Origin of the sequence: Kluyvera sp. CHPC 1.251 (genome assembly GCF_036759945.1) — a bacterium.
GTDB lineage: Bacteria > Pseudomonadota > Gammaproteobacteria > Enterobacterales > Enterobacteriaceae > Kluyvera > Kluyvera sichuanensis.
In genome coordinates this window covers 14,356-39,891 of record NZ_JAPKIC010000007.1, presented here as the reverse complement: position 1 = coordinate 39,891, position 25,536 = coordinate 14,356, and the positions used below count along the sequence as shown (strand labels likewise).

The 25,536-nt window shown below is 56.6% G+C and carries 17 protein-coding genes; 11 read left to right on the top strand and 6 right to left on the bottom strand.

Annotation, left to right across the window (positions count from 1 at the left end; translation table 11 throughout):
- Positions 1-178 precede the first annotated feature (178 nt).
- Positions 179-1,432, top strand: a complete 1,254-nt coding sequence (locus V6940_RS14455) for a glycoside hydrolase family 18 protein (protein WP_333496331.1) — start codon at positions 179-181, stop codon at positions 1,430-1,432.
- A gap of 97 nt (positions 1,433-1,529) precedes the next feature.
- On the opposite strand, the gene V6940_RS14450 is transcribed toward V6940_RS14455, so the two are convergent.
- From V6940_RS14450 to ssuD, 3 genes are read right to left on the bottom strand one after another with little or no spacing between them, the layout of a single operon-like run.
- Positions 1,530-2,927, bottom strand: a complete 1,398-nt coding sequence (locus tag V6940_RS14450) for an LLM class flavin-dependent oxidoreductase (RefSeq protein ID WP_333496330.1) — start codon at positions 2,925-2,927, stop codon at positions 1,530-1,532.
- Between the two features lie 55 nt (positions 2,928-2,982).
- Positions 2,983-4,356, bottom strand: coding sequence for an FAD/NAD(P)-binding protein (locus V6940_RS14445; protein WP_333496329.1), 1,374 nt, complete (start codon positions 4,354-4,356; stop codon positions 2,983-2,985).
- 24 nt (positions 4,357-4,380) lie between these two features.
- Positions 4,381-5,553 (bottom strand): FMNH2-dependent alkanesulfonate monooxygenase, encoded by a 1,173-nt coding sequence (ssuD, locus tag V6940_RS14440; RefSeq protein ID WP_333496328.1) that lies wholly within the window; start codon positions 5,551-5,553, stop codon positions 4,381-4,383.
- Between the two features lie 273 nt (positions 5,554-5,826).
- Here ssuD and V6940_RS14435 point away from each other — a divergent pair, with 273 nt between their 5' ends.
- Positions 5,827-7,755: a sigma-54-dependent Fis family transcriptional regulator gene (locus V6940_RS14435; RefSeq protein ID WP_333496327.1), complete on the top strand. Its 1,929-nt coding sequence runs from the start codon at positions 5,827-5,829 to the stop codon at positions 7,753-7,755.
- Here the strand turns inward: V6940_RS14435 and V6940_RS14430 are convergent.
- Both V6940_RS14430 and msrB read right to left on the bottom strand, forming a co-directional pair.
- On the bottom strand, positions 7,752-8,030 hold the full coding sequence (locus V6940_RS14430) for a YeaC family protein (protein WP_333496326.1): 279 nt from the start codon (positions 8,028-8,030) through the stop codon (positions 7,752-7,754). The two genes, V6940_RS14435 and V6940_RS14430, sit on opposite strands and share 4 nt — an antisense overlap.
- A 42-nt stretch (positions 8,031-8,072) precedes the next feature.
- Complete coding sequence (gene msrB, locus V6940_RS14425; protein ID WP_220440604.1) at positions 8,073-8,486, bottom strand: peptide-methionine (R)-S-oxide reductase MsrB; 414 nt, start codon at positions 8,484-8,486, stop codon at positions 8,073-8,075.
- 339 nt (positions 8,487-8,825) lie between these two features.
- On the opposite strand from msrB, the gene gapA reads away from it, so the two are divergent.
- The 3 genes from gapA to V6940_RS14410 all read left to right on the top strand — a co-directional run bounded on the left by gapA (position 8,826) and on the right by V6940_RS14410 (position 15,128).
- Positions 8,826-9,821 carry a glyceraldehyde-3-phosphate dehydrogenase gene (gapA, locus tag V6940_RS14420; RefSeq protein ID WP_035894601.1) on the top strand — a complete coding sequence of 332 codons (996 nt, stop codon included), beginning with the start codon at positions 8,826-8,828 and terminating at the stop codon, positions 9,819-9,821.
- 84 nt (positions 9,822-9,905) lie between these two features.
- Positions 9,906-10,790: a D-hexose-6-phosphate mutarotase gene (locus tag V6940_RS14415; protein ID WP_333496325.1), complete on the top strand. Its 885-nt coding sequence runs from the start codon at positions 9,906-9,908 to the stop codon at positions 10,788-10,790.
- A 333-nt stretch (positions 10,791-11,123) separates the two neighbouring features.
- The gene (locus tag V6940_RS14410) at positions 11,124-15,128 is read left to right on the top strand and encodes an autotransporter outer membrane beta-barrel domain-containing protein (RefSeq protein WP_333496324.1); all 4,005 of its coding nucleotides are present in this window, start codon (positions 11,124-11,126) and stop codon (positions 15,126-15,128) included.
- 101 nt (positions 15,129-15,229) lie between these two features.
- Here the strand turns inward: V6940_RS14410 and V6940_RS14405 are convergent, their stop codons facing one another.
- Positions 15,230-15,976, bottom strand: coding sequence for a MipA/OmpV family protein (locus V6940_RS14405; RefSeq protein WP_333496323.1), 747 nt, complete (start codon positions 15,974-15,976; stop codon positions 15,230-15,232).
- Positions 15,977-16,412: 436 nt separating this feature from the next.
- Here V6940_RS14405 and yeaG point away from each other — a divergent pair, with 436 nt between their 5' ends.
- The 6 genes from yeaG to V6940_RS14375 all read left to right on the top strand — a co-directional run bounded on the left by yeaG (position 16,413) and on the right by V6940_RS14375 (position 25,519).
- Positions 16,413-18,347 (top strand): protein kinase YeaG, encoded by a 1,935-nt coding sequence (gene yeaG, locus V6940_RS14400; RefSeq protein WP_333496322.1) that lies wholly within the window; start codon positions 16,413-16,415, stop codon positions 18,345-18,347.
- Positions 18,348-18,461: 114 nt separating this feature from the next.
- Positions 18,462-19,739 carry a YeaH/YhbH family protein gene (locus V6940_RS14395; RefSeq protein WP_185665960.1) on the top strand — a complete coding sequence of 426 codons (1,278 nt, stop codon included), beginning with the start codon at positions 18,462-18,464 and terminating at the stop codon, positions 19,737-19,739.
- A gap of 135 nt (positions 19,740-19,874) precedes the next feature.
- Positions 19,875-21,386: a diguanylate cyclase DgcJ gene (gene dgcJ / locus V6940_RS14390; RefSeq protein WP_333496321.1), complete on the top strand. Its 1,512-nt coding sequence runs from the start codon at positions 19,875-19,877 to the stop codon at positions 21,384-21,386.
- Positions 21,379-21,879: a YbaK/prolyl-tRNA synthetase associated domain-containing protein gene (locus tag V6940_RS14385; RefSeq protein WP_333496320.1), complete on the top strand. Its 501-nt coding sequence runs from the start codon at positions 21,379-21,381 to the stop codon at positions 21,877-21,879. Before dgcJ ends, V6940_RS14385 begins: the two co-directional genes overlap by 8 nt.
- Before the next feature lie 252 nt (positions 21,880-22,131).
- Entirely contained in the window at positions 22,132-23,475 is a 1,344-nt protein-coding gene (locus tag V6940_RS14380) for a glycoside-pentoside-hexuronide (GPH):cation symporter (RefSeq protein ID WP_333496319.1), read from the top strand.
- A 7-nt stretch (positions 23,476-23,482) separates the two neighbouring features.
- Positions 23,483-25,519, top strand: a complete 2,037-nt coding sequence (locus tag V6940_RS14375; RefSeq protein ID WP_333496318.1) for a glycoside hydrolase family 31 protein — start codon at positions 23,483-23,485, stop codon at positions 25,517-25,519.
- The last annotated feature ends 17 nt before the right edge of the window (positions 25,520-25,536 follow it).

The following is a 25,536-nucleotide window of genomic DNA, read 5'->3' as shown; positions in this document are numbered from 1 at the left end:
AGGCACATTGCCGGATGGCGCTTTGCTTATCCGGCCTACAATTTCACATTTTCCTTTCTCCCCCTCGTGAACCATCTCGCAGATTTAACCCAGCGGCAGTGATATGTTCGAACGGCTGTTTTTTCGCCACGCCATTTCCGTGGCGTGTTTGCTTTTTTAATGTCAAAGAGGACCGTTTATGAAACTTTTGCCTTTGCTGGCAGCATTACCCCTGCTCTGCGCCTCGGTTGTTTCCGCGAATTCCTTGATGTCCGTCGGCTACTTCAACGGTGGCGGTGACGTGACGGCTGGGCCTGGTGGCGACATCGATAAGCTCGACGTTCGCCAGATTACCCACCTGAACTACTCGTTTGGCCTTATCTACAACGATGAGAAAGACGAAACCAACGACGCGTTAAAAGACCCAACCAAACTGCACCAAATCTGGCTCTCGCCGAAAGTGCAGGCCGATTTAGAAAAAATCCCTACGTTGCGCAAACAGAACCCTGATCTGAAAGTGCTGCTGTCCGTCGGCGGCTGGGGTGCTCGTGGCTTCTCTGGCGCGGCGGCCACGCCAGAATCTCGGGCGGTATTTGTCCGCTCGGTGCAGGATGTGGTGGCAAAATATGGTTTAGATGGTATCGACCTTGACTGGGAATACCCGGTCAACGGCGCGTGGGGCCTGGTCGCCAGCCAACCGGCGGACCGGGATAACTTCACGACGTTACTTAAAGAACTGCGCGACGCGTTTGGTCATAAAAAGCTGGTGACCATTGCCGTAGGCGCCAATGCGGAAAGCCCGAAAAGCTGGGTGGACGTGAAAGCCATTGCGCCGCTGCTCGATTACATCAACCTGATGACCTACGACATGGCGTACGGCACCCAGTACTTCAACTCTAACCTGTATGATTCGACCCAGTGGCCGACGGTAGCCGCGGCGGATAAGTACAGCGCCGACTTCGTGGTAAATAACTATCTGGCTGCCGGGCTAAAGCCAAGCCAGATGAACCTCGGCATCGGTTTCTATGGCCGGGTGCCAAAACGTACCGTCGAGCCGGGCATTGACTGGAGCAAGCCGGATGCACAGAAAAACCCGGTGACTCAGCCTTACTTTGGGCCGCACGAGGTAGACCTGTTTAAATCGCTGGGCGTAGATCTCAGCAAAGATACCTACGTGAAGTACAACGATATTGTCAGCAAACTGCTGAACGACCCGCAGAAACGCTTTACCGAGCACTGGGATGACCAGGCTAAGGTGCCGTGGCTGTCGGTGCAGTCAACGGACGGCAAGCCGCTGTTCGCGCTCTCCTATGAGAACCCGCGTTCGGTGAGCATCAAGGCCGAGTACATCAAGAGCAAAGGGCTGGCTGGCGCGATGTTCTGGGAGTACGGCGCCGATGACAACAACCAGTTGGCGAAGCAACTGGCCGAATCGCTGGGGATCAAACACTAAGCGGTAGCCCGGACGAGGCGTTTCGCCGACTCCGGGATGGCTCGGTGCCATATCAAACATCGAGCCATTCCCGGCGGCGGTTCGGTGCCGACTCAGGTTAGACCGGCGTTAAAATCCCGCTTTGTTCATGAATACGGTAACCGGCTCCCGGATGCGGCGCCTGCAACCGGGCGCTGCCGCCGAATAGCTTCTCGCGCAGCGTGCCCTGGCTATACGCCTGCTTGTACACTCCGCGTTTTTGCAGCTCTGGAATTAAGAGTTCCACAACATCGGTGAACGTTTCATGGGTCACCGCGTAGGCCAGGTTAAAACCGTCCACGTCCGTCTCTTCCACCCACGATTGCAGTTCGTCCGCCACCGTCTGTGCGCTCCCCACCATCAGCGGGCCAAAGCCGCCAATGCCCACCCAGTCCGCCATCGCTTTCACCGACCACTGGCGCTCCGGATCGGCGGTTGAGAAGGTATCCACCACCGATTGAATCGCGTTGGTTTTCGCATAGGTAAAGACCTCATCCGGCTGATACTGGCCAAAATCAATCCCCGTCCAGCCGGAAATGAGCGCCAGAGCGCCTTCGTAGCTGGTCCAGTGTTTATACTCCTGCCACTTGGCCTGCGCCGCTTTGTCGGTTTCACCCACGATCACCGTTTGCATATTGAAGATCAGAATGCTGCGCGGATCGCGCCCGGCCTCTTCAGCGCGACGGCGAATATCCGCCACCGTCCGCTTCAGCGCACTTTTCGACGGCGAGGCGACAAAGACGCACTCGGCGTGGCTGGCAGCAAACTGCTTGCCTCGGCTGGATGCCCCCGCCTGATAAAGCACCGGCGTACGCTGTGGCGAGGGTTCGCACAGATGGTAGCCCGGTATGTCGAAAAACTTACCATGGTGGTTAATCGCGTGAATCTTGTTCGGGTCGCTGAAGATTCGTCGCTCGCGGTCGCGCAGAATCGCTCCCTCTTCCCAGCTACCTTCCAGCAGCTTGTAGACAACCTCCAGATATTCATCGGCGTAGTCGTAACGGGCATCATGCGCCGTCTGTGCCTGCTGGCCGATATTGCGCGCCCCGCTCTCCAGATAGGAGGTGACGATGTTCCAGCCCACGCGCCCTTTGGTCAGGTGATCCAGCGTCGAGAGACGACGGGCAAACGGATACGGGTGCTCAAACGACAGCGATGCCGTCAGGCCAAAACCCAGATGCTCGGTGACCAGCGCCATTGGCGTCACCAACGCCAGCGGATCGTTCACCGGCACCTGCGCCGCCTGGCGAATGGCCGCATCACCGTTGCCGTTGTAGACGTCGTAGACCCCCAGCACGTCGGCAATAAACAGGCCGTCAAACTTGCCTCGTTCCAGCAGGCGCGCCAGATCGACCCAATAATCCAGATCCTTATACTGCCAGGAGCGGTCACGCGGATGGGCCCACAGCCCCGGAGATTGGTGGCCGACACAGTTCATATCGAAAGCGTTCAGACGAATTTCACGTTGTGATGGCATTGCGTTTTCCCCTTACGCCCGGTCATGCCCCGGCGCAAAAATAGTGTTGGTAAAGTTACGATAAAACGGGCTGACGGCAATCAAGCCGTTCCAGTAATGACTGCGCGACCTGCTGGGCGTGATCCGCTACCTGCGGTAGCCCCATCAGTTCGCCAAAGCGCCCACGCGCCGCCGGACCAGCGACCCAGATGGGGAATGTGCAGCCCTCGGGCTGAGACTGCGCGTCCACCCCAATGCCCATACCCAGCGCGTCGGCACGAATCATCCCAGCCTGTTCAAGCGCCCGGAAAAAGGGCTGACTGCTAATCAACTGGCTATGCGCAGGCCCGGTGGTCAGCACCAGATAGTCCACCGTTTCGGACTGAGGCTGACCGCCACGTGGCTGCAACTGCAGACGTAGCGCATCACCTTCCGCCGTGACAGCATTTAACCGGGCAGCCTGTACGCGCAGCAGCCCCGCACACTGGCGCTCGGCAATGGCCTGCGATACCTGCGGCGCAATGCGGTAGCGATGCACATCCCAGAACCGCCGCAGGTGACGTAAAAACTGCCGCTTCTCTGCCTCACTCATCTGCTGCCAGATGGCCTGCCCCTGGCTGCGCACCGCGTCCAGCACCACTTGCCAGGGCAGCCTTTGCTCTGCCGCCCGGCGAATATCCCGGCGGATATGCGCCAGCCGCTGGCGCAGCGTGCCCCCCAGATAATCCGCCGTCCACTTGGGCAGATTCGTGGGCGCATTGGGCCGCGAGAGCAGCCCATGGCGCGAAAAGGCAATGATCTCGCCCTGATGTCCAAGCCGCTCCAGCGAGGCCACTACGTCCCCCATGCTCAGCGCAGTGCCCATAATGGCGACGCGTGCACTGGCGGGGATCGCCTCGAGCGCGCTGCTCTGCCAGGGGTTCGCAATCAGCCGTGGGTGAGTCGCCAGCTCGCGGACGGCACCCGGTAGCTGCGGCGGCGGATGGCTAATCGCCAGTACCAGGCTATCGGGCCGAAGCCGCTCGCCTTTTTCTGTCACCACCCGACCGTCCTGCCAGCCAACGGCGCTGTCCTGTAGATGCACCACACGACCACGATGCGCACGGGTTTCAGCCGTCAGCCTGGCCTGAAGATAACGGCCAAACGCACCACGCTGCGGATAGACGCTGCCGTCTGCAAGCTGCGCCTGCGGATCCTGTGGAAAGTCGCCGTGGCGGCGATACCAGCGATCAAAAGCGCCGTCGTCATCCCCGGCGAGCTGCATTCGCGCGGCGGGGACGTTAATCCGGTGCGCCGGGTCGGTAGCCGAATAGGCCACGCCCAGTCCCAGTGCGCGACGAGGTTCAATGATGCTGATACGCAGCGGTCGTGCCGCCTCCCGCAGCAGGTGAATAGCAACTGCCGTACCGCTAAACCCGCCCCCGACGATCACCACATGGGGTTCACTCATCCGTTGCTGCATCGCATCGCCCCTTCAGCTCGCGCTGACCTGTTTAACAGGGCGTTTCGCCCCGCCGATGGTTTCACCAAACGGCCCGGTGTTGAGCTGCCCCTTCGATGAGCGCGGCTGAGTGCTGGTTGGGAGCAGCGGCATCACCAGTTCTGCAAATCGGTGTGCCTCCTCCAGATGCGGATAGCCAGAGAAAATAAAGTTAGTGATGCCCAACGCCTGATATTCGCGGATACGTTCCGCAACCTGCTGTGGGCTGCCCACCAGCGCGGTTCCGGCCCCGCCGCGCACCAACCCGACGCCCGCCCAGAGATTCGGTGCAATACGTAGGTTGTCACGGTTGCCGTTATGCAATGCACTCATCCGCGCCTGGCCGGTGGAGTCCATACGAGAGAAAATCTGCTGCGCCTGCGCGATAGTCTCATCATCCAGGTGCGCAATCAGTTTGTCGGCGGCGGCCCAGGCCTCCTCTTCCGTTTCCCGTACAATCACGTGCAGGCGGATGCCGTACTCCAGCGTGCGTCCTTTCTCTTCGGCGCGTGCTTTCACCACAGCCAGCTTTTCCGCCACCTGCGCCGGTGGTTCTCCCCAGGTGAGATAGGCATCGATATGATCGGCCGCCACCTCAATGGCTTGCGGCGATGAACCGCCAAAGTAGAGCGGCGGCCCGTTGCGCTGCACCGTCGGGAACAACACTTCCGCCCCCTCTACCTGAATATGCTCACCGTGATAGTCCACTTTTTCCCCAGCCAGCAGGCGGCGGTAGACTTCCAGAAATTCGTGGGTTACTTCATAGCGCTCGCTGTGGCTCAAGAAGATACCATCGCCTTTGTTTTCCACCGGATCGCCACCGGTAACGACGTTTATCAGCAAACGCCCTTCGGAAAGACGGTCTAGGGTGGCCGCCATGCGCGCTGCCAGCGTCGGCGGCTGCAATCCAGGGCGAACGGCGACCAGATAGCGTAAATTTCGGGTGATGGGCGCCAGCGCCGCCGCCACTAGCCAGGAGTCCTCACAGCTTTTACCGGTCGGGATCAGCACGCCGTAGTAGCCGAGGCTGTCGGCGGCCAGCGCCACCTGCTGCAGATAGGGAAGATCCACCGGGCGCCCCCCTTCGGTGGTGCCCAGATAGCGCCCATCGCCGTGGGTCGGCAGGAACCAGAAGATATTGATGCTCTCAGCGGCTTGTACGGTCATTATCCATTTCCTTTATAACTATATTTGGTATTTATAGAAGCGGTTATTTAAGTCAGTTATAAAGAGAATAGCGAAATGCATGCCAGTTTTTTAAAAAGAAAATAGTCTTTTAGTTCATAGAGTTATAAGAGTCTCTTTCACGACGAGGCTGTTGCAAATGCAACACCGCGTCGGCAAAAATTGCTGCAATGGCGACAAATCCTGCCTTCCCCCCTCTGGCAAATTCAGCGCGCAAAAGATACCGTCCAGACAGGAATTAGCCGGAGACTCACCATGCTCAACGCAGAACTCACGTCATCAGGCCCGGAGCTGGTTGATCCCGCTTCGAAGGCCTTTCAGAAGGTACTCAACCGGCTTGCACCAACCGATGCCACGGTGCTTATCATTGGCGAAACCGGCACCGGCAAAGAGGTGGTGGCGCGCTATCTGCATCGACATAGCCTGCGCGCCAACGCGCCGTTTCTGGCGGTGAACTGCGGGGCGTTAACCGAGTCGCTGGCGGAGTCAGAACTGTTCGGTCATGAGAAAGGCGCGTTCAGCGGCGCGACGCACCGCCATCAGGGCTGGTTTGAGGCGGCAGAGGGCGGCACCCTGCTGCTAGATGAAATTGGCGAACTGAGCCCGGCGCTACAGGTCAAGCTGCTGCGCGTACTTCAGGAGCGGGAAATTACCCGCGTCGGCTCACATAAGCCCGTTCGTATCAACGTCCGGGTGATTGCTGCGACACACGTTGACCTTCAGCGTGCCATTCAGGAGCGGCGCTTCCGCGAAGATCTCTTTTACCGCCTGAACATCGCCGCCGTTAACCTGCCGCCGCTGCGTCAGCGAAAACAGGATATCCCGGTGCTGGCCGATCACTTTATCCAGCTCTATGCCCGTCGACTCGGGCACACCGAGCAGAAAATTGCCCCGGAAACGCTGGCAATGATGCTGGACTATCCCTGGCCGGGTAATATCCGCGAGCTGGAAAACACGCTGCATAATGCGATATTGCTGAACCCCGATTTATGGCTACTGCCGGAGCATCTGCGGCTTACGTCAGCCGCGTCATCCCCTCAGCCTGCGCAGGAAGAGAGCGATGAGCTGACGGCCTTTATGCACCGTCAGCTTCAGACGCACAGCGGCGCGCTGTACGATCGTATGCTGCGGGCGATGATCCACACCGCCATGAGTCAAAGCGACAACAACCAGAGCCAGGCAGCCTCACTGCTCGGCATGAGCCGTCACACGCTGCGTACGCAGCTGGCACATCTGGGGGTGATTAAGCAGCGGCGTAAACCTGGCGAGCTACCGCCGCCTGCACCGCGCGAACGCGAGTTGCGCATTGGCTACCAGCGCTTTGGTAATCTTGGCGTGCTGAAAGCTCGTCAGCTGCTGGAACAGTCGTTTGCTGATTTAGGGGTGAACGTGCTGTGGAGCGAATATCCCGCGGGCCCGCAGCTACTGCAGGCACTGGGTAATGATGAGATAGATTTTGGCACCACTGGCGAAGCGCCGCCGATTTTCGCGCAGGCGAAGGACAACGCCCTGCTGTACGTCGCCTGGGAGCCTCCCGCCCCACGCAGCGTCGCAATGGTGGTGCCGCATGACAGCGATATCCGCACGCCGGAGCAGCTTAAAGGCAAACGCATTGCGCTGAACAAAGGTTCCAACGTGCACTGGCTGCTGGTACAGATTCTGGAAGAGGCCGGGCTGGGGCTGGACGACGTGAAGGTGGTGTACGCGCCGCCAAAGTATCCGTTAACCGCCAGCGACTACCTGGCGGCAGACGCGTGGATGATGTGGGACCCGGTGCTGAGCGCGGCGGAACGCAGCGGCACACTACGGGTGCTGGCGACCGGCGAAGGGCGGGTCAATAACCATCAGTTTTATATCACCCGACGTCAGTACGCGCAGCATAACGAAGAGATCATCACCGGGATCGTGGCGGCGCTGGTGAAAACCGGCAAATTTATTGACCGCCATCGTCATGAAGCGGCACAGCTGTTGGCAAGTGAGCTGGGGCTGGATACCGGATCGCTGGCCTGCGCGCTGGCGCGGCGCAGCCATCAGACCCGTGAGATGGATATGCAGGCAATACGCGCGCAGCAGACCATCGCTGACCGCTTCTACGCGCTGGGCCTGCTGAACAGGCCCGTGGCGGTCAGAGAAGCGCTCTGGTATGCCAAAGCGCGGCTGATTGAGCCGTGGGCAGCGGCTTAATGCTGTTTGAAGGTAGCGATGGGCTTCGGTGCGATGCCGAAGTCCTCTTTCAACTGCTGCTTGCTCTTCATCACCATCTGGCCCTGGGTATCGATGGTCATGTGTTGAGCATCTTCGTTGTTGCGTGACTGCCAGAGCATCACCAGCTGTAAACAGTTCTCTTTCTGTTCTGCGGTTAACGCCACGCCGTCAGGCCATTTTCCCAACTCCACCGCCGTGGCGAGACGCTGGTAAATTTCCGGCGTCATCGTCTCGATCATTTGCTCAATACTCATGCCCCGCTCCTTTTTTCAGGAATAATTTGCTGAATCGTTTCTTCAACCCTTAGTGGCATCGCCGTTTTCGTCATCCGTGAAGCTCAGCGACGCCGAGTTGACGCAAAAACGTTCGCCGGTCGGTTGCGGACCGTCAGGGAAAACGTGCCCAAGATGCGCGTCGCAATTTCCACAACGGATTTCAGTACGTTGCATGCCGTGGGAGTAATCATTGAGATAACGAATGGCCGTATCGCTCACCGGCTCATAAAAACTCGGCCAGCCGCATCCGGAATCAAACTTGCTTTGGGAATGAAATAACGGTGCGTCACACACCAGGCAATGGTAAATCCCATCACGCTTGTTGTGCAGTAAACGCCCGGTAAACGGCGGTTCTGTGCCATGTTTCTGGGTGACATAGAACTGCATTTCACTGAGGGTATTTTTCAGTTCTTCTGGGGTGGGTTTCTTCACCATTTTGCTCACATCTCACTATGAAAAATACATTAGCCAGACGATTCTAACAAAACATTAACAATGAAACCTGAACTTTTGTTCTAAACTTAATCGGCGTGAAAAGGCAGCCGGGTAATTGTGACCTGAATCACATTTTTATCTTCTGCGCCCTTTAAAATCCCCGGCGCCGCCCTCATGTGGTTTCAAGCTCATAGGAAGAGTGAGACACGTCAGTCGACCAAAGCTTAGGCAGAGGATTGATTTGTCGCAATGATTGACACGATTCCGCTTGACGCTGCGTAAGGTTTTTGTAATTTTACAGGCAACCTTTTATTCACTAACAAATAGCTGGTGGAATATATGACTATCAAAGTAGGTATCAACGGTTTTGGCCGTATCGGTCGCATTGTTTTCCGTGCTGCTCAGGAACGTTCTGACATCGAGATCGTTGCAATCAACGATCTGTTAGACGCAGACTACATGGCTTACATGCTGAAATATGACTCCACTCACGGCCGTTTCAACGGTACCGTTGAAGTGAAAGACGGTCATCTGATCGTTAACGGTAAAAAAATCCGTGTTACCGCTGAGCGTGATCCGGCTAACCTGAAGTGGAACGAAGCAGGCGTTGACGTTGTTGCTGAAGCAACTGGTCTGTTCCTGACTGACGAAACCGCTCGTAAGCACATTGCTGCTGGCGCGAAAAAAGTTGTTCTGACTGGTCCTTCCAAAGACAACACCCCTATGTTTGTTAAAGGCGCTAACTTTGACAAATACGAAGGCCAGGACATCGTTTCTAACGCATCCTGCACCACCAACTGCCTGGCACCGCTGGCTAAAGTTATCAACGACAACTTCGGCATCATCGAAGGTCTGATGACTACTGTTCACGCGACCACCGCTACTCAGAAAACCGTTGATGGCCCGTCTCACAAAGACTGGCGCGGCGGCCGCGGCGCAGCTCAGAACATCATCCCATCCTCTACCGGTGCTGCTAAAGCAGTAGGTAAAGTACTGCCAGAACTGAATGGCAAACTGACTGGTATGGCGTTCCGCGTTCCAACCCCTAACGTATCCGTAGTTGACCTGACCGTTCGTCTGGAAAAAGCTGCTTCTTATGAAGAAATTAAGAAAGCAATCAAAGCTGCTTCCGAAGGCGCAATGAAAGGCGTTCTGGGCTACACCGAAGACGACGTTGTATCTACTGATTTCAACGGTGAAGTTTGCACTTCCGTATTCGATGCTAAAGCAGGTATCGCTCTGAACGACAACTTCGTTAAACTGGTTTCCTGGTACGACAACGAAACTGGTTACTCTAACAAAGTACTGGACCTGATCGCTCACATCTCCAAATAAGTTGAGATGAGAATCTGATCCAAAAAGGCGACTTCGGTCGCCTTTTTTTATGGCCAAAAATCTTAAAACACCAAGGATTGCATCATGATTAACACAATTTTCGCTCTCCCGGTCATTGAACAGCTTACCCCTGTCCTCTCCCGCCGCCAGCTTGATGAGCTGGAGCTTATCGTTGTTGACCACCCAAAAGTTAAAGCTTCCCTCGCCTTCCAGGGCGCGCACCTGCTCTCCTGGAAACCAGCGGGCGAAGAAGAAGTACTGTGGCTGAGCAACAACACCCCGTTCAAAGACGGCGTGGCGCTGCGCGGCGGCGTACCAATCTGCTGGCCATGGTTTGGCCCAGCGGCTCAGCAGGGTTTCCCGGCGCACGGCTTTGCCCGTAACCTGCCCTGGGAACTGAAAGCCCATAACGAAGACGACAACGGCGTAGTGCTGACCTTCGAACTGAAAAGCAGCGAGGCAACCCGTCAATACTGGCCGCACGAGTTCACCCTGCTCGCTCGCTTCAAGCTGGGTAAAACCTGCGAGATGGAACTGGAAGCGCACGGTGAGTTCGAAACGACCACCGCGCTGCATACCTACTTCAACGTTGGCGATATTCACGCGGTGAAAGTCAGCGGCCTCGGCGACCGTTATATCGACAAAGTGCAGAACGCTGAAATTGGCGAACTGAGCGACGGCGTTCAGACCTTCCCGGATCGTACCGACCGCGTGTATCTGAACCCGGAAGCATGCAGCGTGATCAGCGATACGTCTCTGAACCGTACCATCGACGTAATCCACCATCACCACGTCAACGTCGTTGGCTGGAACCCAGGCCCAGCGCTGTCCGTCAGCATGGCCGATATGCCGGATGATGGTTACAAAACCTTCGTCTGCGTCGAAACAGCCTGCGCCAGCGCAACGCAAAAAGCCACCGAACAAAAACCAGCTCGTCTGAGCCAGACCATCCGCGTCGTTAAACGCTAATCCCCTCCCCCTATCTCTCGCCGGGCAATAGCACATTGCCCGGCGCTTTTCTTCTACCACACATCAACGAACTTATTTAATCCAATAAAGTTACCGGTAACATTACCTGGATCAAGCAGACTGAAACATCCTGAAATAGGATTATTATTAGGTGATATTCTTACCTCACAACAAAAATACACTAGTAATACTTAAATAGTCACAATATTCATCCAGATAAACCTCACTCTCATTCCCTTATCTACTGTGCGGCATTTCGATGTTTGCATGTCTGATTCACCGTCAGCCCCGCAGCGCTTAACAACGTTATTTTGTTTTTTGTCGAGGATAATCATGCCTGTTTTTCACACGCTTCCTTTTCGGCGTAGCACCCTGGCTCTCACCATGGGGCTTGCGCTCTATGCCCTGACGCCTGTCGGGGCGAATGCTGCCGATGGCGCGGACGGCAGTGCCGCAACGCCTGATGCCAGCGCTCAGGGCGGCCAAGGCGGCGATATGGATTTAGTGACCGGTGCCGGTGGCCACGGCGGCGCGGGCGGCTCAGGGGGGCGTGGACAGGCGAGCAGTGACGGGCAAAGCGGTGAAACAGGCAATCTGAGCGGCAGTCAGATCGCCGCCGGTAACGGCGGGATTCACCAGGAACCTGACCGCGTCGCCAATAGCGGTGCGGGTGCTGCCGGCGGTGGCGGTGGCGGCGGTGCGGCTGGAGCCGTAATGGACGGCACTGGACCGACACAAAACGACAGCACCATTCAGGGTGGCAACGGTGGACGCGGCGGTAACGGCGGCTCCAACACTACGGACGTCGCCGATGCGGGCAACGGCGGCAACGGCGGTGATGGCGGTGGCGGAGGGAGCGGCGTGCTGCTCACCACCAGCGGCAGTTACGACAACAGCGGGACAATAAACGGCGGTAATGGCGGCACCGGGGGGAATACCGGTAGCGCCAGCGCGAACGACAAAACCAGCAACGGTATCACTATCCATGCCGGCAGCGGCGGCGCGGGCGGTAAAGGTGGTGACGGCGTTACCGCAACCCAGGGCGGCAACGTGACTAATAGCGGCACCATCAGCGGCGGTAACGGCGCTACCGGTGGTCTGGCGGCCAACGCTAACAGCCAGCAGAACACCACGGTCACCGGCGTCGGCGGTACGGGCGGTAAAGCCGCCAGCGGCGGTAACGGCGTATGGCTCAGCGATACCAGCTCCATCACCAATAACGGCAAGATTACAGGCGGTATCGGTGGCAATGGCGGCAACGGCGGCGCGGTTGAGGCCGGTCAGGGTAGCGGCGTTGTCGGCTATGGCGCCATCGGCGGCAACGGCGGCAGTGGGATCACCGTGGTCAACAGCGGTACCATCACCAACCAGGTGGGTGGCGAGGTGATCGGCGGCTATGCCGGGACCGGCGGCGGCGGTAACTCCAACAGCAGCGGCCTGAATCTCAGCGGCGGCGATGGCGGTGACGGCGGTAACGGCGGCATCGGTATCGCGCTGGAAAACGGCGGTACGGTCTCTAACTTCGGTAACGTGATAGGCGGCGCGGGCAACCGTGGCGGCGGCAGCGGCAACCTGACAACCTCCCGCGGCGGCGACTCCGGCATTGGCGGCACCGGGATTGATATCACCCAGCAAGGTAACGTGACTAACGAAACGTCAGGGAAAGTCCTGGGCGGCAAAGGCGGCGATGACTCTGCGGGCGGCGGTGGCGTCGGCGGCGTTGGCGGTACCGCCGTGAATATTACCGGCGCGGGCGATGTGCTTAACAAAGGAGAGTTCACCGGCGGCGATGGCGGCGCGGGGGCCAACGCAAACGGTACCAACGCCGACGGCGGAACCGGCGGTCAGGGCGGCAACGGTCTGGCCATTCACGGCCAGGGTACCGTGACTAACGCAGGCAGCGCCACGGTCCACGGCGGCATGGGTGGTACCGGTGGGGGCGGTAGCGTCGGCAACGGCGGCGTCGGCGGTAAAGGCGGTAACGGCGTACTGATTGGTGCAGGTGGCACGGTAGCCAACGACGGCACGATTATCGGCGGGACCGGGAATCGCGGCGGCGGCGGTGGCCAGGCTGACGGCGGCAGCGGCGGTGACGGCGTACATATCGAAACGGGTGGCGGCACGCTTGATAACCGCGGCACCATTTCCGGTGGTAGCGGCGGCAATGCGGGTACTGCCACCGGCAGTACGGGTGCAGGCGGCATCGGCGTATACGGCAGCGATATGACCATTATCAACAGCGGTACGCTTCAGGGCGGAATGAGCCAGGACGGCACCACCCGCTCTCAGGCCGTGATGTTTACCTCCGGCACCAACTCGCTGGCCCTGCACGCGGGCTACAACGTGGTGGGCGACGTGAGCGCAGGTAACGGCGATGATACGCTGATCCTTGGCGGCGAACGTGACGCAGAGTTTGATGCCGCGAGTATTGGTGACAGCGCCCAGTATCAGGGCTTCGACCATTTCAGCAAAGAGGATGGCAGCACCTGGCTTTTGAAAAACAGTACTGATTCTGTCACGCCCTGGACGCTGAAAGGCGGCGTATTACAGGTTGCCAAAGCCGATAGCCTCGGTCAGGCCGGAAGCGCGCTGACCTTCGACGGCGGTACGCTCCAGTTGCTCGACAACGTCTCACTGGATGCTTCACGCCCGATCGCTATCGGTAGCGCTGGCGGTACGCTGGATACCCAGGGTTACCACTCCACCATAGAGCAAGGTATCACCGGCAGCGGGAACTTCACCAAACAAGGTTCTGGTGCCCTGACGCTTACCGGTGACAGCACCTTTGACGGTGAAACCACGCTTGCCGAAGGCAGTATGGATGTTATTGGTTCACTCCAAAGTACGGTAACGGCGCAAAGCGCTACCGCCCTCTCCGGCATCGGCAGCGTTGGCAGCACAACACTTGAGGGTGGCAGTTCACTGACCGTGGGTTCGCCCACCGAGAGCGATGACGCCGACGCAACCTTTACGGTTAACGGTGACCTCAGCAACAGTGGCAGCGTCACGCTATCACGCAGCTTGCTGCATGCGGGCAACAAGCTGGATGTCAGCGGTAATTATCGCGGCGGCAGCGATAGCACGCTGAATCTCAATACCGTGCTGGGCGATGATGCTTCGCAAACCGATCATCTCAGCATCGCAGGCGATACCTCCGGTACCACGCGCGTGACGGTCAATAACGTGGGTGGTCTCGGCGCACAGACCAATCAGGGGATTGAGGTCATCAGCGTTGGCGGACAATCCGCTGCCAATGCTTTCGTCCAGGCGAACCGTGTGGTGGCTGGCCCGTGGGATTACAGCCTGGTGCAAAAAGGTCAGAACTGGTATCTGACCTCAATCAACACCAGTCCGGTAACGCCGCAGTATCGCCCGGAGGCCGGGAGTTATCTGGTCAACCTGGCAGCCGCCAATACCCTCTTCAGCCTGGCGCTGGACGATCGTGAAGGGGCCACGGAGTACACGCCACAGGACGCGCAGCGCTCTGCCCTGGCAAGCACCTTCTGGCTGCGTCAGGAAGGCGGGCAGAACCGTTCACGCGCGGCAGGCGGGCAGATTCGCTCTCGCGCCAACCGTTATGTGGCTCAGATGGGTAACGAGTTCTGGCACGGCAGCCACAACGGCAACGATCGCTGGGGCGCGGGACTGATGGCCGGTTACGGCAACGCCTCCGGCTTATCGTCATCCTCCCTGACCGGCTACCGTTCTCGCAGCCATATGGCAGGTTATAGCGTGGGTGCGTACAGCACCTGGTATCAGAACGCGGTCAGCCGACAGGGCCTGTATCTCGATAGCTGGGTGAACTACAACTGGTTTACTAACCGGGTCAATGGCGACGAATTGCAGCGTGAAACCTATAACAGTCGCGGCTTCACCGCCTCGGTGGAAACGGGCTATAACATGCTGCTGCGAGAACAGCCACGCCAGGCAATCTATCTTGAACCGCAGGCCCAGCTCACGTGGATGGGGGTAAAAAGTCCGGACCATACCGAAGCAAACGGTACGCAGGTTAAGGACAATAGCAAAGGCAACCTGCAGTCTCGTCTGGGGATGCGCCTCTATTTACGCGGTCATCGTACCGAGGACGACGACAAGGGACGTGAGTTCAAGCCGTACGTAGAGGCCGACTGGCTGCACAACACCCATTTTGCCGAAATCCGCATGGGCAATACGTCGATTCATCAGGAAGGCGCGACCAACATTGCGCAGCTGAAACTCGGCGTGCAGGGGCAGATCACCCCGTCGCTGAATCTGTGGGGCGGTACCGCCGTTCAGGTGGGTGACCACAGCTATAGCGATGCGTCGATTATGATGGGGGTAAAATACGCCTTTAAATAAAAAAGCCCCACCACGGTGCAGCGCACCACGATGAGGCCCTTGAGTAGTGCAACCCCGACGCGTAATGCGTTGGGGTTCATCACCCTGAAATTTGGGATAATTTAGAAGGTGTAGGTGACACCTGTAGAAAGTAACCCGGTCCAGCTCTTGTCCACCATCGGGCTGTCGGTAACCTCATCAGACAGACGTGTATAGCGCGCGGTACCGTAAACGCTCCAGCTACCAGCGAAGCGATAGTTCGCCGTCAGCTCCAGATATGGGCTCCAGCTGTTGCTTGGGTCGTAGCTTCTCAGGCCGCTTTTCGCCGCTTCATGATGAGAAACGCCGTAGTAGTACTGGTTCTGATTTTCGCTGTTCCACTCAACACCGATACCCGGCGTTAAGGTCAGGCCGCCGTTGGTGTAGCGATAAACCCATGCGGTATCCCACACAATGCCGTTACTGTTATCCAGAATGTCACCAGAAAGCGCGGTACGCAGAGAACCATACTGCGTGTGGTGCATCCAGGAAACGCCCGCCATTACGGTAGATTTACGTTTATCCAGTCGACGCAGTTGACTATTGTCGCTATCGCCTGGCTTGAAGTACATCGGAGACCAGTAGCCCATCACGGAGAGTTGGTCAGTACCGTCGTTCCACAGGTAGTAGCCGCCGCCCAGACCGTGGAACCAGAAGTTATCCCCTTCATAGCTGATAACTGGTACAGGGTACACATCATGGTCGTACTGCTTATATGGATGCTCAACAATCCCGACACCCGCACCCAGAGTCAGCTTACTTTCCGCCTGTACTGCGGTAGCAGAAGTGGCAATCAGGACCCCTAAAGCTAGAAGTTTGATTCGATTCACAATCTGTCATTCCTTTTTTCAACATTTCAGCGGACTGAAGTTTACCTTTCACACTGTCTGACGACAAATTTTTTACCTGTAATATCAGAAGATGACTCATCATTATCTCGCCCAATGATGGCAGCACGCTTGCAAATACGTGACAGCACTATGAAAGCGTAAAAAATAGTAAAAGAATTAATGCCCGTATTTTTTGATGAGTTATTGATATGTCATTGAAAATCGTTTTTCTCGCCATGCAAGTTTTGCAAATGCCATCTACGCTTAATTTTAGAAGGTGTAATCGCAGCGCACGTTACCGTTAATCGTCCGACAACCTGGCACACGGGTTGCTGGATAAGGAGTGAGCGTCGTTCGGCTTACCTCTTCCGGGAGCCCCCATTATTCATACCAACGGCTCTTAACCTGTGCTAAAAAAACGAAAGGACGGCATGCCATGAATATATTCGATCACTATCGCCAGCGCTATGAAGCTGCCAAGGACGAAGAGTTCACACTGCAGGAGTTTCTTACCATTTGTCGGCAAGATCGCAGTGCCTATGCTAACGCAGCAGAACGGCTATTGACCGCTATCGGCGAGCCCGTAATGGTTGATACTGCCCAGGAACCGCGGCTTTCCCGTCTCTTTTCGAACCGAGTCATCGGGCGCTACCCGGCGTTCGAAGAATTCTACGGCATGGAAGAAGCGATTGAACAGATCGTCTCCTATTTGAAACATGCCGCCCAGGGACTGGAAGAAAAGAAACAAATCCTCTACTTATTGGGCCCGGTCGGCGGTGGTAAATCCTCGCTGGCAGAGCGTCTTAAAGCGCTGATGCAGCGCGTACCTATTTACGTGCTGAGCGCCAACGGCGAGCGCAGCCCGGTTAACGATCACCCTCTGTGCCTGTTTAACCCGCAGGAAGACGCGCAAATTCTGGAAAAAGAGTACGGCGTGCCAACCCGCTATTTGGGCACCATTATGTCGCCGTGGGCCGCGAAGCGCCTGCACGAATTCGGCGGCGATATCACCAAATTCCGCGTGGTAAAAGTCTGGCCGTCGATCCTTGAACAGATTGCGATTGCCAAAACCGAACCGGGCGATGAAAACAACCAGGATATCTCCGCGCTGGTCGGTAAAGTTGATATCCGTAAGCTGGAACACTACGCGCAGAACGACCCGGATGCCTACGGCTATTCCGGCGCGCTGTGCCGCGCCAACCAGGGGATTATGGAATTCGTCGAGATGTTTAAAGCCCCCATCAAGGTGCTGCATCCATTGCTGACGGCCACCCAGGAAGGTAACTACAACGGGACCGAAGGGATCTCTGCCCTGCCCTTTAACGGTATTATCCTGGCGCACTCGAACGAATCTGAGTGGGTCACCTTCCGTAATAACAAAAACAACGAGGCGTTCCTCGACCGTGTGTACATCGTCAAGGTGCCTTACTGCTTACGCATTTCCGAAGAGATCAAGATTTACGAAAAACTGCTTAACAACAGTGAACTGACCCACGCGCCTTGCGCACCGGGCACGCTGGAAACCCTGTCACGCTTCTCGATTCTTTCACGTCTGAAAGAACCGGAAAACTCCAGCATTTACTCGAAAATGCGCGTGTACGACGGGGAGAGCCTGAAAGATACCGACCCGAAAGCGAAGTCCTACCAGGAGTATCGCGACTATGCGGGCGTGGACGAAGGGATGAACGGTCTCTCGACCCGTTTCGCCTTTAAGATCCTGTCTCGCGTGTTCAACTTCGACCACGCCGAAGTGGCGGCAAACCCGGTACATCTGTTCTACGTGCTGGAGCAGCAGATCGAACGTGAGCAGTTCCCACAGGAGCAGTCAGAGCGCTACCTGGAGTTCCTGAAAGGCTATCTGATCCCGAAATACGCCGAGTTTATCGGCAAAGAGATCCAGACCGCGTACCTCGAATCCTACTCGGAATACGGGCAGAACATTTTCGACCGTTATGTCACCTACGCCGACTTCTGGATTCAGGATCAGGAGTACCGCGACCCGGATACCGGACAGCTGTTCGACCGTGAATCGCTGAACGCTGAACTGGAGAAAATTGAGAAGCCTGCCGGGATCAGCAACCCGAAAGACTTCCGTAACGAGATAGTCAACTTTGTGCTGCGCGCCCGCGCCAACAACAGCGGCCGTAACCCGAACTGGACAAGCTACGAGAAGCTGCGCACGGTTATTGAGAAGAAAATGTTCTCCAATACCGAAGAGCTGCTGCCGGTGATTTCGTTTAACGCGAAAACCTCAACCGATGAGCAGAAAAAGCACGACGATTTTGTCGATCGGATGATGGAAAAAGGCTATACGCGTAAGCAGGTTCGCCTGTTATGTGAATGGTATCTGCGCGTGCGTAAATCGTCATAACCACGCTGTACCCGGTAGCGTTCGCGCTACCGGGTCTACAACAATGTCCCGTAGGCCGGGCCACCCGGCACTTACAGGCGCAGTAAGTTGGCAAAAAGCAGTTCAGGAGGGGCTATGACCTGGTTCATTGACCGGCGTCTGAACGGCAAAAACAAGAGTGCGGTTAACCGCCAGCGCTTCTTGCGCCGTTATAAAGCGCAAATAAAACAGTCGATCTCCGAGGCCATCAACAAACGTTCGGTGACCGATATCGACAGCGGTGAATCTGTCTCCATTCCGACGGATGATATTAGCGAGCCGATGTTCCATCAGGGACGCGGCGGGTTGCGGCATCGGGTTCATCCCGGTAACGACCACTTCGTACAAAACGATCGTATCGAACGACCACAGGGCGGCGGCGGCGGTGGCGGTAGCGGTCAGGGCCAGGCCAGCGCCGACGGTGAGGGTCAGGATGAGTTCGTGTTCCAGATCTCCAAAGATGAGTATCTGGACCTGCTGTTTGAAGATCTGGCGCTGCCGAATCTCAAGCGTAATCAGCAACGTCAGTTAACCGAGTTTAAAACGCACCGCGCAGGCTTCACCGCCAACGGTGTGCCTGCCAATATCAGCGTCGTTCGTTCGCTGCAAAACTCCCTTGCCCGCCGCACGGCAATGACAGCAGGTAAACGTCGCGAGCTGCACGCGCTGGAAGCCACGCTGGATGAGGTCGCCAAAAGCGAACCGGTGCAGTTGCTGGAGGAAGAGCGTTTACGTAAAGAGATTGCCGAGCTGCGGGCTAAAATAGACCGTGTGCCGTTTATCGACACCTTCGACCTGCGCTACAAGAACTACGAAAAACGCCCTGAGCCTTCCAGCCAGGCGGTGATGTTCTGCCTGATGGACGTTTCCGGTTCGATGGACCAATCCACCAAAGATATGGCCAAACGCTTTTACATCCTGCTTTATCTGTTCCTGAGCCGGACCTATAAAAACGTCGAGGTGGTCTATATTCGCCACCATACTCAGGCCAAAGAGGTGGACGAGCATGAGTTCTTCTACTCGCAGGAGACCGGCGGCACTATCGTCTCGAGCGCATTGAAGCTGATGGATGAAGTGGTGAAAGCCCGCTACGACCCGGCGCAGTGGAACATCTACGCCGCGCAGGCATCGGATGGCGATAACTGGGCAGACGACTCCCCGCTGTGCCATGAGATTCTGGCGAAGAAAATCCTGCCGGTGGTGCGTTACTACAGCTATATCGAAATCACCCGGCGGGCGCATCAGACGCTGTGGCGCGAATATGAGCATCTGCAGCAGACGTTTGATAACTTTGCCATTCAGCATATTCGCGATCAGGAGGATATCTACCCGGTATTCCGCGAACTGTTCCATAAACAAGGCAGTGAAAAATAACGTTATTCGGCTGTCTCTTCGGAGACAGCCCCTTCTTGATCTTTGCAAAACATTTCTATCGCTAATGCATCGCTAGAGATAGCGAGACTCCCATGTTAAAATTCCGGCTGACACGGAAGAACATTTAATTTCACCATGAAACTGCAGAATAAAATACTGCGATTTGTCATTTCATCAGGCGTTGTCATTTTGACCTCCTCCTTCCTGATTTATGAATTAATCGCCAGTCATCGGGATATGTCCGAATATATGCGATATATCGTCGATAAAGGAGAGTCGGCCTTTCTCTATGAGAAGTATCAAAACCAGCTGATCATATCGCAGTTCGCACAGAAGCTGGATGAATGGCCTACCCCTGAGGCCGCCGCACGGGCCTGCGCCAGCGTGCAGCATCGTGGCGAAGTGAACGGCCTGAACATTGACGGTGAAAGCTACTCGCTGCTGGAAGGATCGCTCACCGCCGGAAAAACGCCCTGTGATACATGGGTGAAGAGCCTCCCGGCCTTAGAGGCGTTTGACGCCGCTATTGAGAATAATGAAGTCTGGAAACCGATGCTGCCCGATGAAGAAGGACAGCAAAAACGGTTTCGTTATTATATTGATATCGTGAATCAATATATCTATTTCAATTCACAAGTCACTATTAACGACCCGACATTAACCAGCTGGAATTTTCTCTACGGTAACCGACTGGGAATATCACCAGCCAGCCTCGAAAACTTATTCCTTGGGCGTACGGTGGTGTCGAGTATCTATATTGATACCTTCACTCATAAGAATATTTTAACGTTTTTAACACCACTTTATCATCATGAAAACCTGCAGGGGATCGTGATGGTCGACCTGTCACATCAGGATCTGCACGATATTCTCTATACCCGCGACCGCCCTCATTTCTGGCGCTATCTGGATATCGCCATTATTGATTCCGACAACGACGCCCATATTGTTATCCATCGCAGCGCCTCTCACCTGCTGAGCTACGTGAATTACACCCGGCCGCTGGCGGAAAACATGCGCGTAGAGCTGTCGCTGGACGTGATGTACTTCCTGTTAAGTTCGTGGAAACTGTTCCTGTTTTATCTGGCCTCTACCGCCGCATTATTGCAGCTGGTCCGCACCCATTTCCGTCTCTACCGGACGGTCAGCAAAGAGAACATCAGCGATTCCCTCACCGGGCTATACAACCGGAAAATCCTCTCGCCGGTGCAGAGCATGCGCCTGCAGCGCCTGACGGAACAGGGCGTAGGGATTGTGGTCATCGCCCTCGACTGCGACAAGCTGAAGCAGATTAACGATACCTGGGGTCATGATGAAGGCGACCGTGCGATCATCATGCTGGCCCAGGCTATCTCCGCTACCATCCGTAAAAGTGATTATGGCGTTCGGCTTGGCGGCGACGAATTTTGTATTATCCTCATCGACTACGAAGAGGCCGAAGCGAAGGTGATTACCGACAGAATTCAGGAGCAGCTGGTGATTATCGATACCGAAAACCGCGTCAGCTTCTCCTGGGGCGCCTATAAAATGCGTCTGGGGGATAATCTTGAACAGGCGATGAAAATCGCCGACCAGCGCCTCTATCAGCATAAAAAACAGCGTAACCGCACGCCTTCGGCGGAACACAGGAGAGAACACCATGATTGAACCCGTCGCAGCCGATATTCACCAACGACTGCTAAACCTGCTCGACCGCCACCAGGCCCGCTACCGCATCATGGCGCACGAGGCGGTCGGTAAATGTGAGGCCGTGTCTGAAATTCGCGGCACCGCATTAGGTCAGGGGGCAAAAGCGTTGGTGTGCAAAGTGAAAGGCAACGGCATGAACCAGCACGTGCTGGCGATCCTCGCTGCTGACCAGCAGGCCGACCTCGCACAGCTGGCGCAGCACATTGGCGGCCTGAAAGCGTCGCTGGCAAGCCCAGCAGAAGTGGATGCCCTCACCGCCTGCGTGTTTGGCGCCATCCCGCCGTTCAGCTTCCATCCCGCTTTGCGTCTTATCGCCGACCCGCTGCTGTTTGACCGCTTTGAAGAGATCGCCTTTAACGCCGGTAGCCTCGAAAAATCGGTGATCCTCAATACCCAAGATTACCTGCGCATTGCCCAGCCGGAGCTGATTGCCTTCCGCCGCCAGTCCTGACGCCCCCTTGCGCTTCTCATTCTGTAGGCCGGATAAGCGAAGCGCCATCCGGCAATGGGTGGCGCTTCGCTTATCCGGCCTATATTCTTCTTGCCCTTAACTAACCACGTTTCACCATTTTTGTTACCGGTATCACGCAAAGCAGTTTACGTAAGCGTAATACGGAATATCGCAATTGTTAACCTTCCCCCTTCATCCACACTATATGGCGTCTTTCCCCACTATCGTGCTGTAACGACACCAGGTGATACGATGAACACAAAAGTTACCCGTAAAGAAAAAATCAGCTATGGATTAGGCGATATGGCCAGTCATATCGGTCTGGATAACGTCATAATATTCTTAACCTTCTACTATACCGATGTAGTCGGCCTTCCCGCTGCCTTCGTGGGCACCATGTTTTTACTGGCCCGTACCGCCGATGCGATTATCGACCCGGCGATGGGCTATATGGCCGACCGCACGCGCTCCCGCTGGGGCAAATTCCGCCCCTGGATGCTCTGGCTGGCGCTGCCTTTCGGGGTGAGCTGTCTGCTGACCTATGCCGTACCGCAGTCGCTGAATATGTCCGGTAAGATGATTTTCGCCAGCGTCAGCTATACCTTCATGATGCTGATGTACACCGCCATCAATATCCCCTACTGCTCGATGGGCGCGGTCATCACGCCAGACAACGATGAGCGCATCTCCCTGCAATCCTGGCGCTTTTTCCTGGCCACCCTTGGCGGCGCGATGTCGACCTTCTTTATGATGCCGCTGGCCGAGTATCTGGGTGGTGATGACAAACTGATGGGTTACCGCTCGGCGATGGCGATTATGGCCTGCGTCGCCGTGGTGATGTTCTGGATCTGTTTTGCCAATACCCGCGAGCGCATTAAGGCTCCGGCTACTCACAACAACTATCTCGCCGAACTGCGCGATCTGCTGCGTAACGATCAGTGGCGCGTCGTTGCCGTATTGGTTATCACCAACATTGGCTTCGGCGTCATTCGCCTTGGCGCGATGATGTACTTCGTCACCTACTACCTTGGCAGCGCGGCTTACTTCATGTGGATGCTGGCCGCGCACATCATCGGTAAAGCCGCCGGCAGCCTGCTGGCCAAACGTCTGACCCGCAACGCCAACAAAGTACAGATGTTCGGCTACTGCGCGGTGCTCGCCGGGGTGCTGAGCATCGGACTGTTCTTCGCACCAAAATCCATCTTCGTGTTGGTGCCCCTGACGTTCATCGTTTCCACCCTTTATCAATCCACCACCACCCTGATGTGGGTGATGATGGCCGACGTCGCCGACTACGGTGAATGGCGTCAGGGCAAACGTATGGACGGCATTATCTTCTCGACTTTCCTCGCCGTGCTCAAGCTGGGTATGGCACTCAGCGGCGCTATTGTCGGCTGGACGCTTGGTTTTAGCGGCTACGTCGCCAACGCGCCGGAGCAAACGCCGCTGGCGATGCACTGCATTGTCGCCCTCTTTACCGTGGTTCCGGGCCTGCTGTCGCTAGGCGCGTTCATCACCCTGCGCTGGTACAAGTTGGACGATCACACCATGCAGGAAATCAATCTCGCGAAAACCCAATCTCTTGTTAAAGGATGAGTCAACCATGAGCGAATTACTTCAGTACGCGAACGCTATCGAGTGGCGCTTTGAACGGCAGATACTGCGCGTAGAGCCGTGGGGGGAACACAGCCTTCGCGTGCGCGCCACCTGCGCTTCGGCCTTCAGCGAGGCGCTGCATGCCCTGCTGCCGCAGGATAACGGCCAGCCCATTATTCAGCAGGATGCGGAAACGCTGACCCTCACCCACGGCAACATCCGCGCGGTGCTAAACCTCAAAGGTCAGCTGGCATTTTATAATCAGCACGGCGAACTGTTGCTCGAAGAGATGTGGCGTCAGCGCTCAACGGTGGGCATTGGTGCCAGTGAAAAGAGTCAGGATAAATACGTCAGCGCCCTGAAGCTTGATGGGCGCGAATTCAAGCCGCTACCCGGCGGCAAGTATCAGTTGACCGTGCGTTTCGAGTCCCGGGAGGGCGAACGTCTTTACGGAATGGGCCAGTATCAGCAGCCGTGGCTGGATCTGAAAGGCTGCTCGCTGGAGCTTGCTCAGCGTAACTCACAGGCCAGCGTGCCGTTTTTACAATCCAGCCTCGGTTACGGCCTGCTGTGGAACAACCCAGCGATTGGTGAAGCGACGCTGGCGAAAAACCATACCTGGTGGACGGCGCGCGTCACCGAAGAGATGGACTACTGGATAACCGCCGGTGATACCGTCGCGCAGGTCACCCGTCAATATGCTCGAGCCACCGGAACGCCCCCACCGGCGCCGGGCTTTATCAGCGGCCTGTGGCAGTGCAAGCTGCGCTACCGTAACCAGCAAGAGGTACTGGAGGTGGCTCGTGAATACCGCCGCCGTAGCCTGCCGCTATCGGTGATGGTCATCGACTTCTTCCATTGGCCAAACCAGGGTACCTGGTGCTTTGACCCGGTTGACTGGCCGGATCCACGCGCAATGGTTGAGGAACTGGAATCGCTCGGTATTAAGCTGATGGTTTCCGTCTGGCCAACGGTAGAAGCCCGCAGCCCGCTGTTCCCGCATATGAAAGCCAAAGGCTGGCTGGTGACCAGCGATCGCGGCGTGCAGGTCAATCTCGACTTTATGGGCAACACCACTTTCTTTGACGCGACTCATCCGCAGGCGCGGCAGTTTGTCTGGGAGACGGTAAAGAAAAACTACTACGACCTCGGGATTAAATTGTTCTGGCTGGATGAAGCGGAGCCTGAATACCGCGCCTACGATTTTGATAACTATCGCTACCATGCCGGCCCGGTGCTGGAAGTCGGCAACCGCTATCCGCGCGATTTTGCCCAGGGATTCTACGACGGGCTCCACGAGGCGGGCGAGCGCGATATCGTCAACCTGGTGCGCTGCAGCTGGGCCGGTAGCCAGCGCTATGGCGTACTGGCGTGGTCCGGCGACGTCCACTCCTCTTTCCATGCCTTCCGTAACCAACTGGCTGCCGGGCTGAATATGGGGCTCGCAGGCATACCGTGGTGGACGACGGATATTGGCGGCTTCCAGGGCGGCAACATTCACGACCCGGCGTTCCACGAACTGCTAATCCGCTGGTTCCAGTGGGCAGTGTTCTGCCCGGTACTGCGTATGCACGGCTACCGTGAACCACGCGTACAGCCGCCGGAAAGCTACCGTCACGGTATTCCTCAGTGTGACAGCGGCTCGCCAAACGAACTGTGGAGCTACGGCGAAGAGAATTTCGCCATTATGCAACACTGGCTCGGGGTACGAGAAAGCCTGCGCCCGTACATTGATGCACTTTATGATAATGCGCACCGCCACGGTGACCCGCTGATGCGCCCGCTGTTCTGGCACTACCCGGACGACGAGCAAAGCTGGCAGACAGAAGATCAGTATCTGTTCGGTGAGGATCTGCTGGTTGCTCCGGTGATGCATGCCGGGCAGCGTCAGCGCGATGTCTGGTTACCAAGTGGTCACGCGTGGGTCGGGCTCGACGGAGAACGCTATCAGGGCGGGCAACGAATCACCGTCGCTGCCGGGCTAGAGACGATTCCGCTGTTTATTCGTGAAGGCAGCCCATTAATGACGGTATTGGTTAAATAATCAGGCAAATGCCTGAA

What these genes read in the sequence shown, in the direction of transcription:
- V6940_RS14455 (WP_333496331.1), top strand. Translation starts at nt 179, where the DNA reads ATGAAACTTTTGCCTTTGCTGGCAGCATTACCCCTGCTCTGCGCCTCG.
- V6940_RS14450 (WP_333496330.1), bottom strand. Translation starts at nt 2,927, where the DNA reads ATGCCATCACAACGTGAAATTCGTCTGAACGCTTTCGATATGAACTGT.
- V6940_RS14445 (WP_333496329.1), bottom strand. Translation starts at nt 4,356, where the DNA reads ATGAGTGAACCCCATGTGGTGATCGTCGGGGGCGGGTTTAGCGGTACG.
- ssuD (WP_333496328.1), bottom strand. Translation starts at nt 5,553, where the DNA reads ATGACCGTACAAGCCGCTGAGAGCATCAATATCTTCTGGTTCCTGCCG.
- V6940_RS14435 (WP_333496327.1), top strand. Translation starts at nt 5,827, where the DNA reads ATGCTCAACGCAGAACTCACGTCATCAGGCCCGGAGCTGGTTGATCCC.
- V6940_RS14430 (WP_333496326.1), bottom strand. Translation starts at nt 8,030, where the DNA reads ATGAGTATTGAGCAAATGATCGAGACGATGACGCCGGAAATTTACCAG.
- msrB (WP_220440604.1), bottom strand. Translation starts at nt 8,486, where the DNA reads ATGGTGAAGAAACCCACCCCAGAAGAACTGAAAAATACCCTCAGTGAA.
- gapA (WP_035894601.1), top strand. Translation starts at nt 8,826, where the DNA reads ATGACTATCAAAGTAGGTATCAACGGTTTTGGCCGTATCGGTCGCATT.
- V6940_RS14415 (WP_333496325.1), top strand. Translation starts at nt 9,906, where the DNA reads ATGATTAACACAATTTTCGCTCTCCCGGTCATTGAACAGCTTACCCCT.
- V6940_RS14410 (WP_333496324.1), top strand. Translation starts at nt 11,124, where the DNA reads ATGCCTGTTTTTCACACGCTTCCTTTTCGGCGTAGCACCCTGGCTCTC.
- yeaG (WP_333496322.1), top strand. Translation starts at nt 16,413, where the DNA reads ATGAATATATTCGATCACTATCGCCAGCGCTATGAAGCTGCCAAGGAC.
- V6940_RS14395 (WP_185665960.1), top strand. Translation starts at nt 18,462, where the DNA reads ATGACCTGGTTCATTGACCGGCGTCTGAACGGCAAAAACAAGAGTGCG.
- dgcJ (WP_333496321.1), top strand. Translation starts at nt 19,875, where the DNA reads ATGAAACTGCAGAATAAAATACTGCGATTTGTCATTTCATCAGGCGTT.
- V6940_RS14385 (WP_333496320.1), top strand. Translation starts at nt 21,379, where the DNA reads ATGATTGAACCCGTCGCAGCCGATATTCACCAACGACTGCTAAACCTG.
- V6940_RS14380 (WP_333496319.1), top strand. Translation starts at nt 22,132, where the DNA reads ATGAACACAAAAGTTACCCGTAAAGAAAAAATCAGCTATGGATTAGGC.
- V6940_RS14375 (WP_333496318.1), top strand. Translation starts at nt 23,483, where the DNA reads ATGAGCGAATTACTTCAGTACGCGAACGCTATCGAGTGGCGCTTTGAA.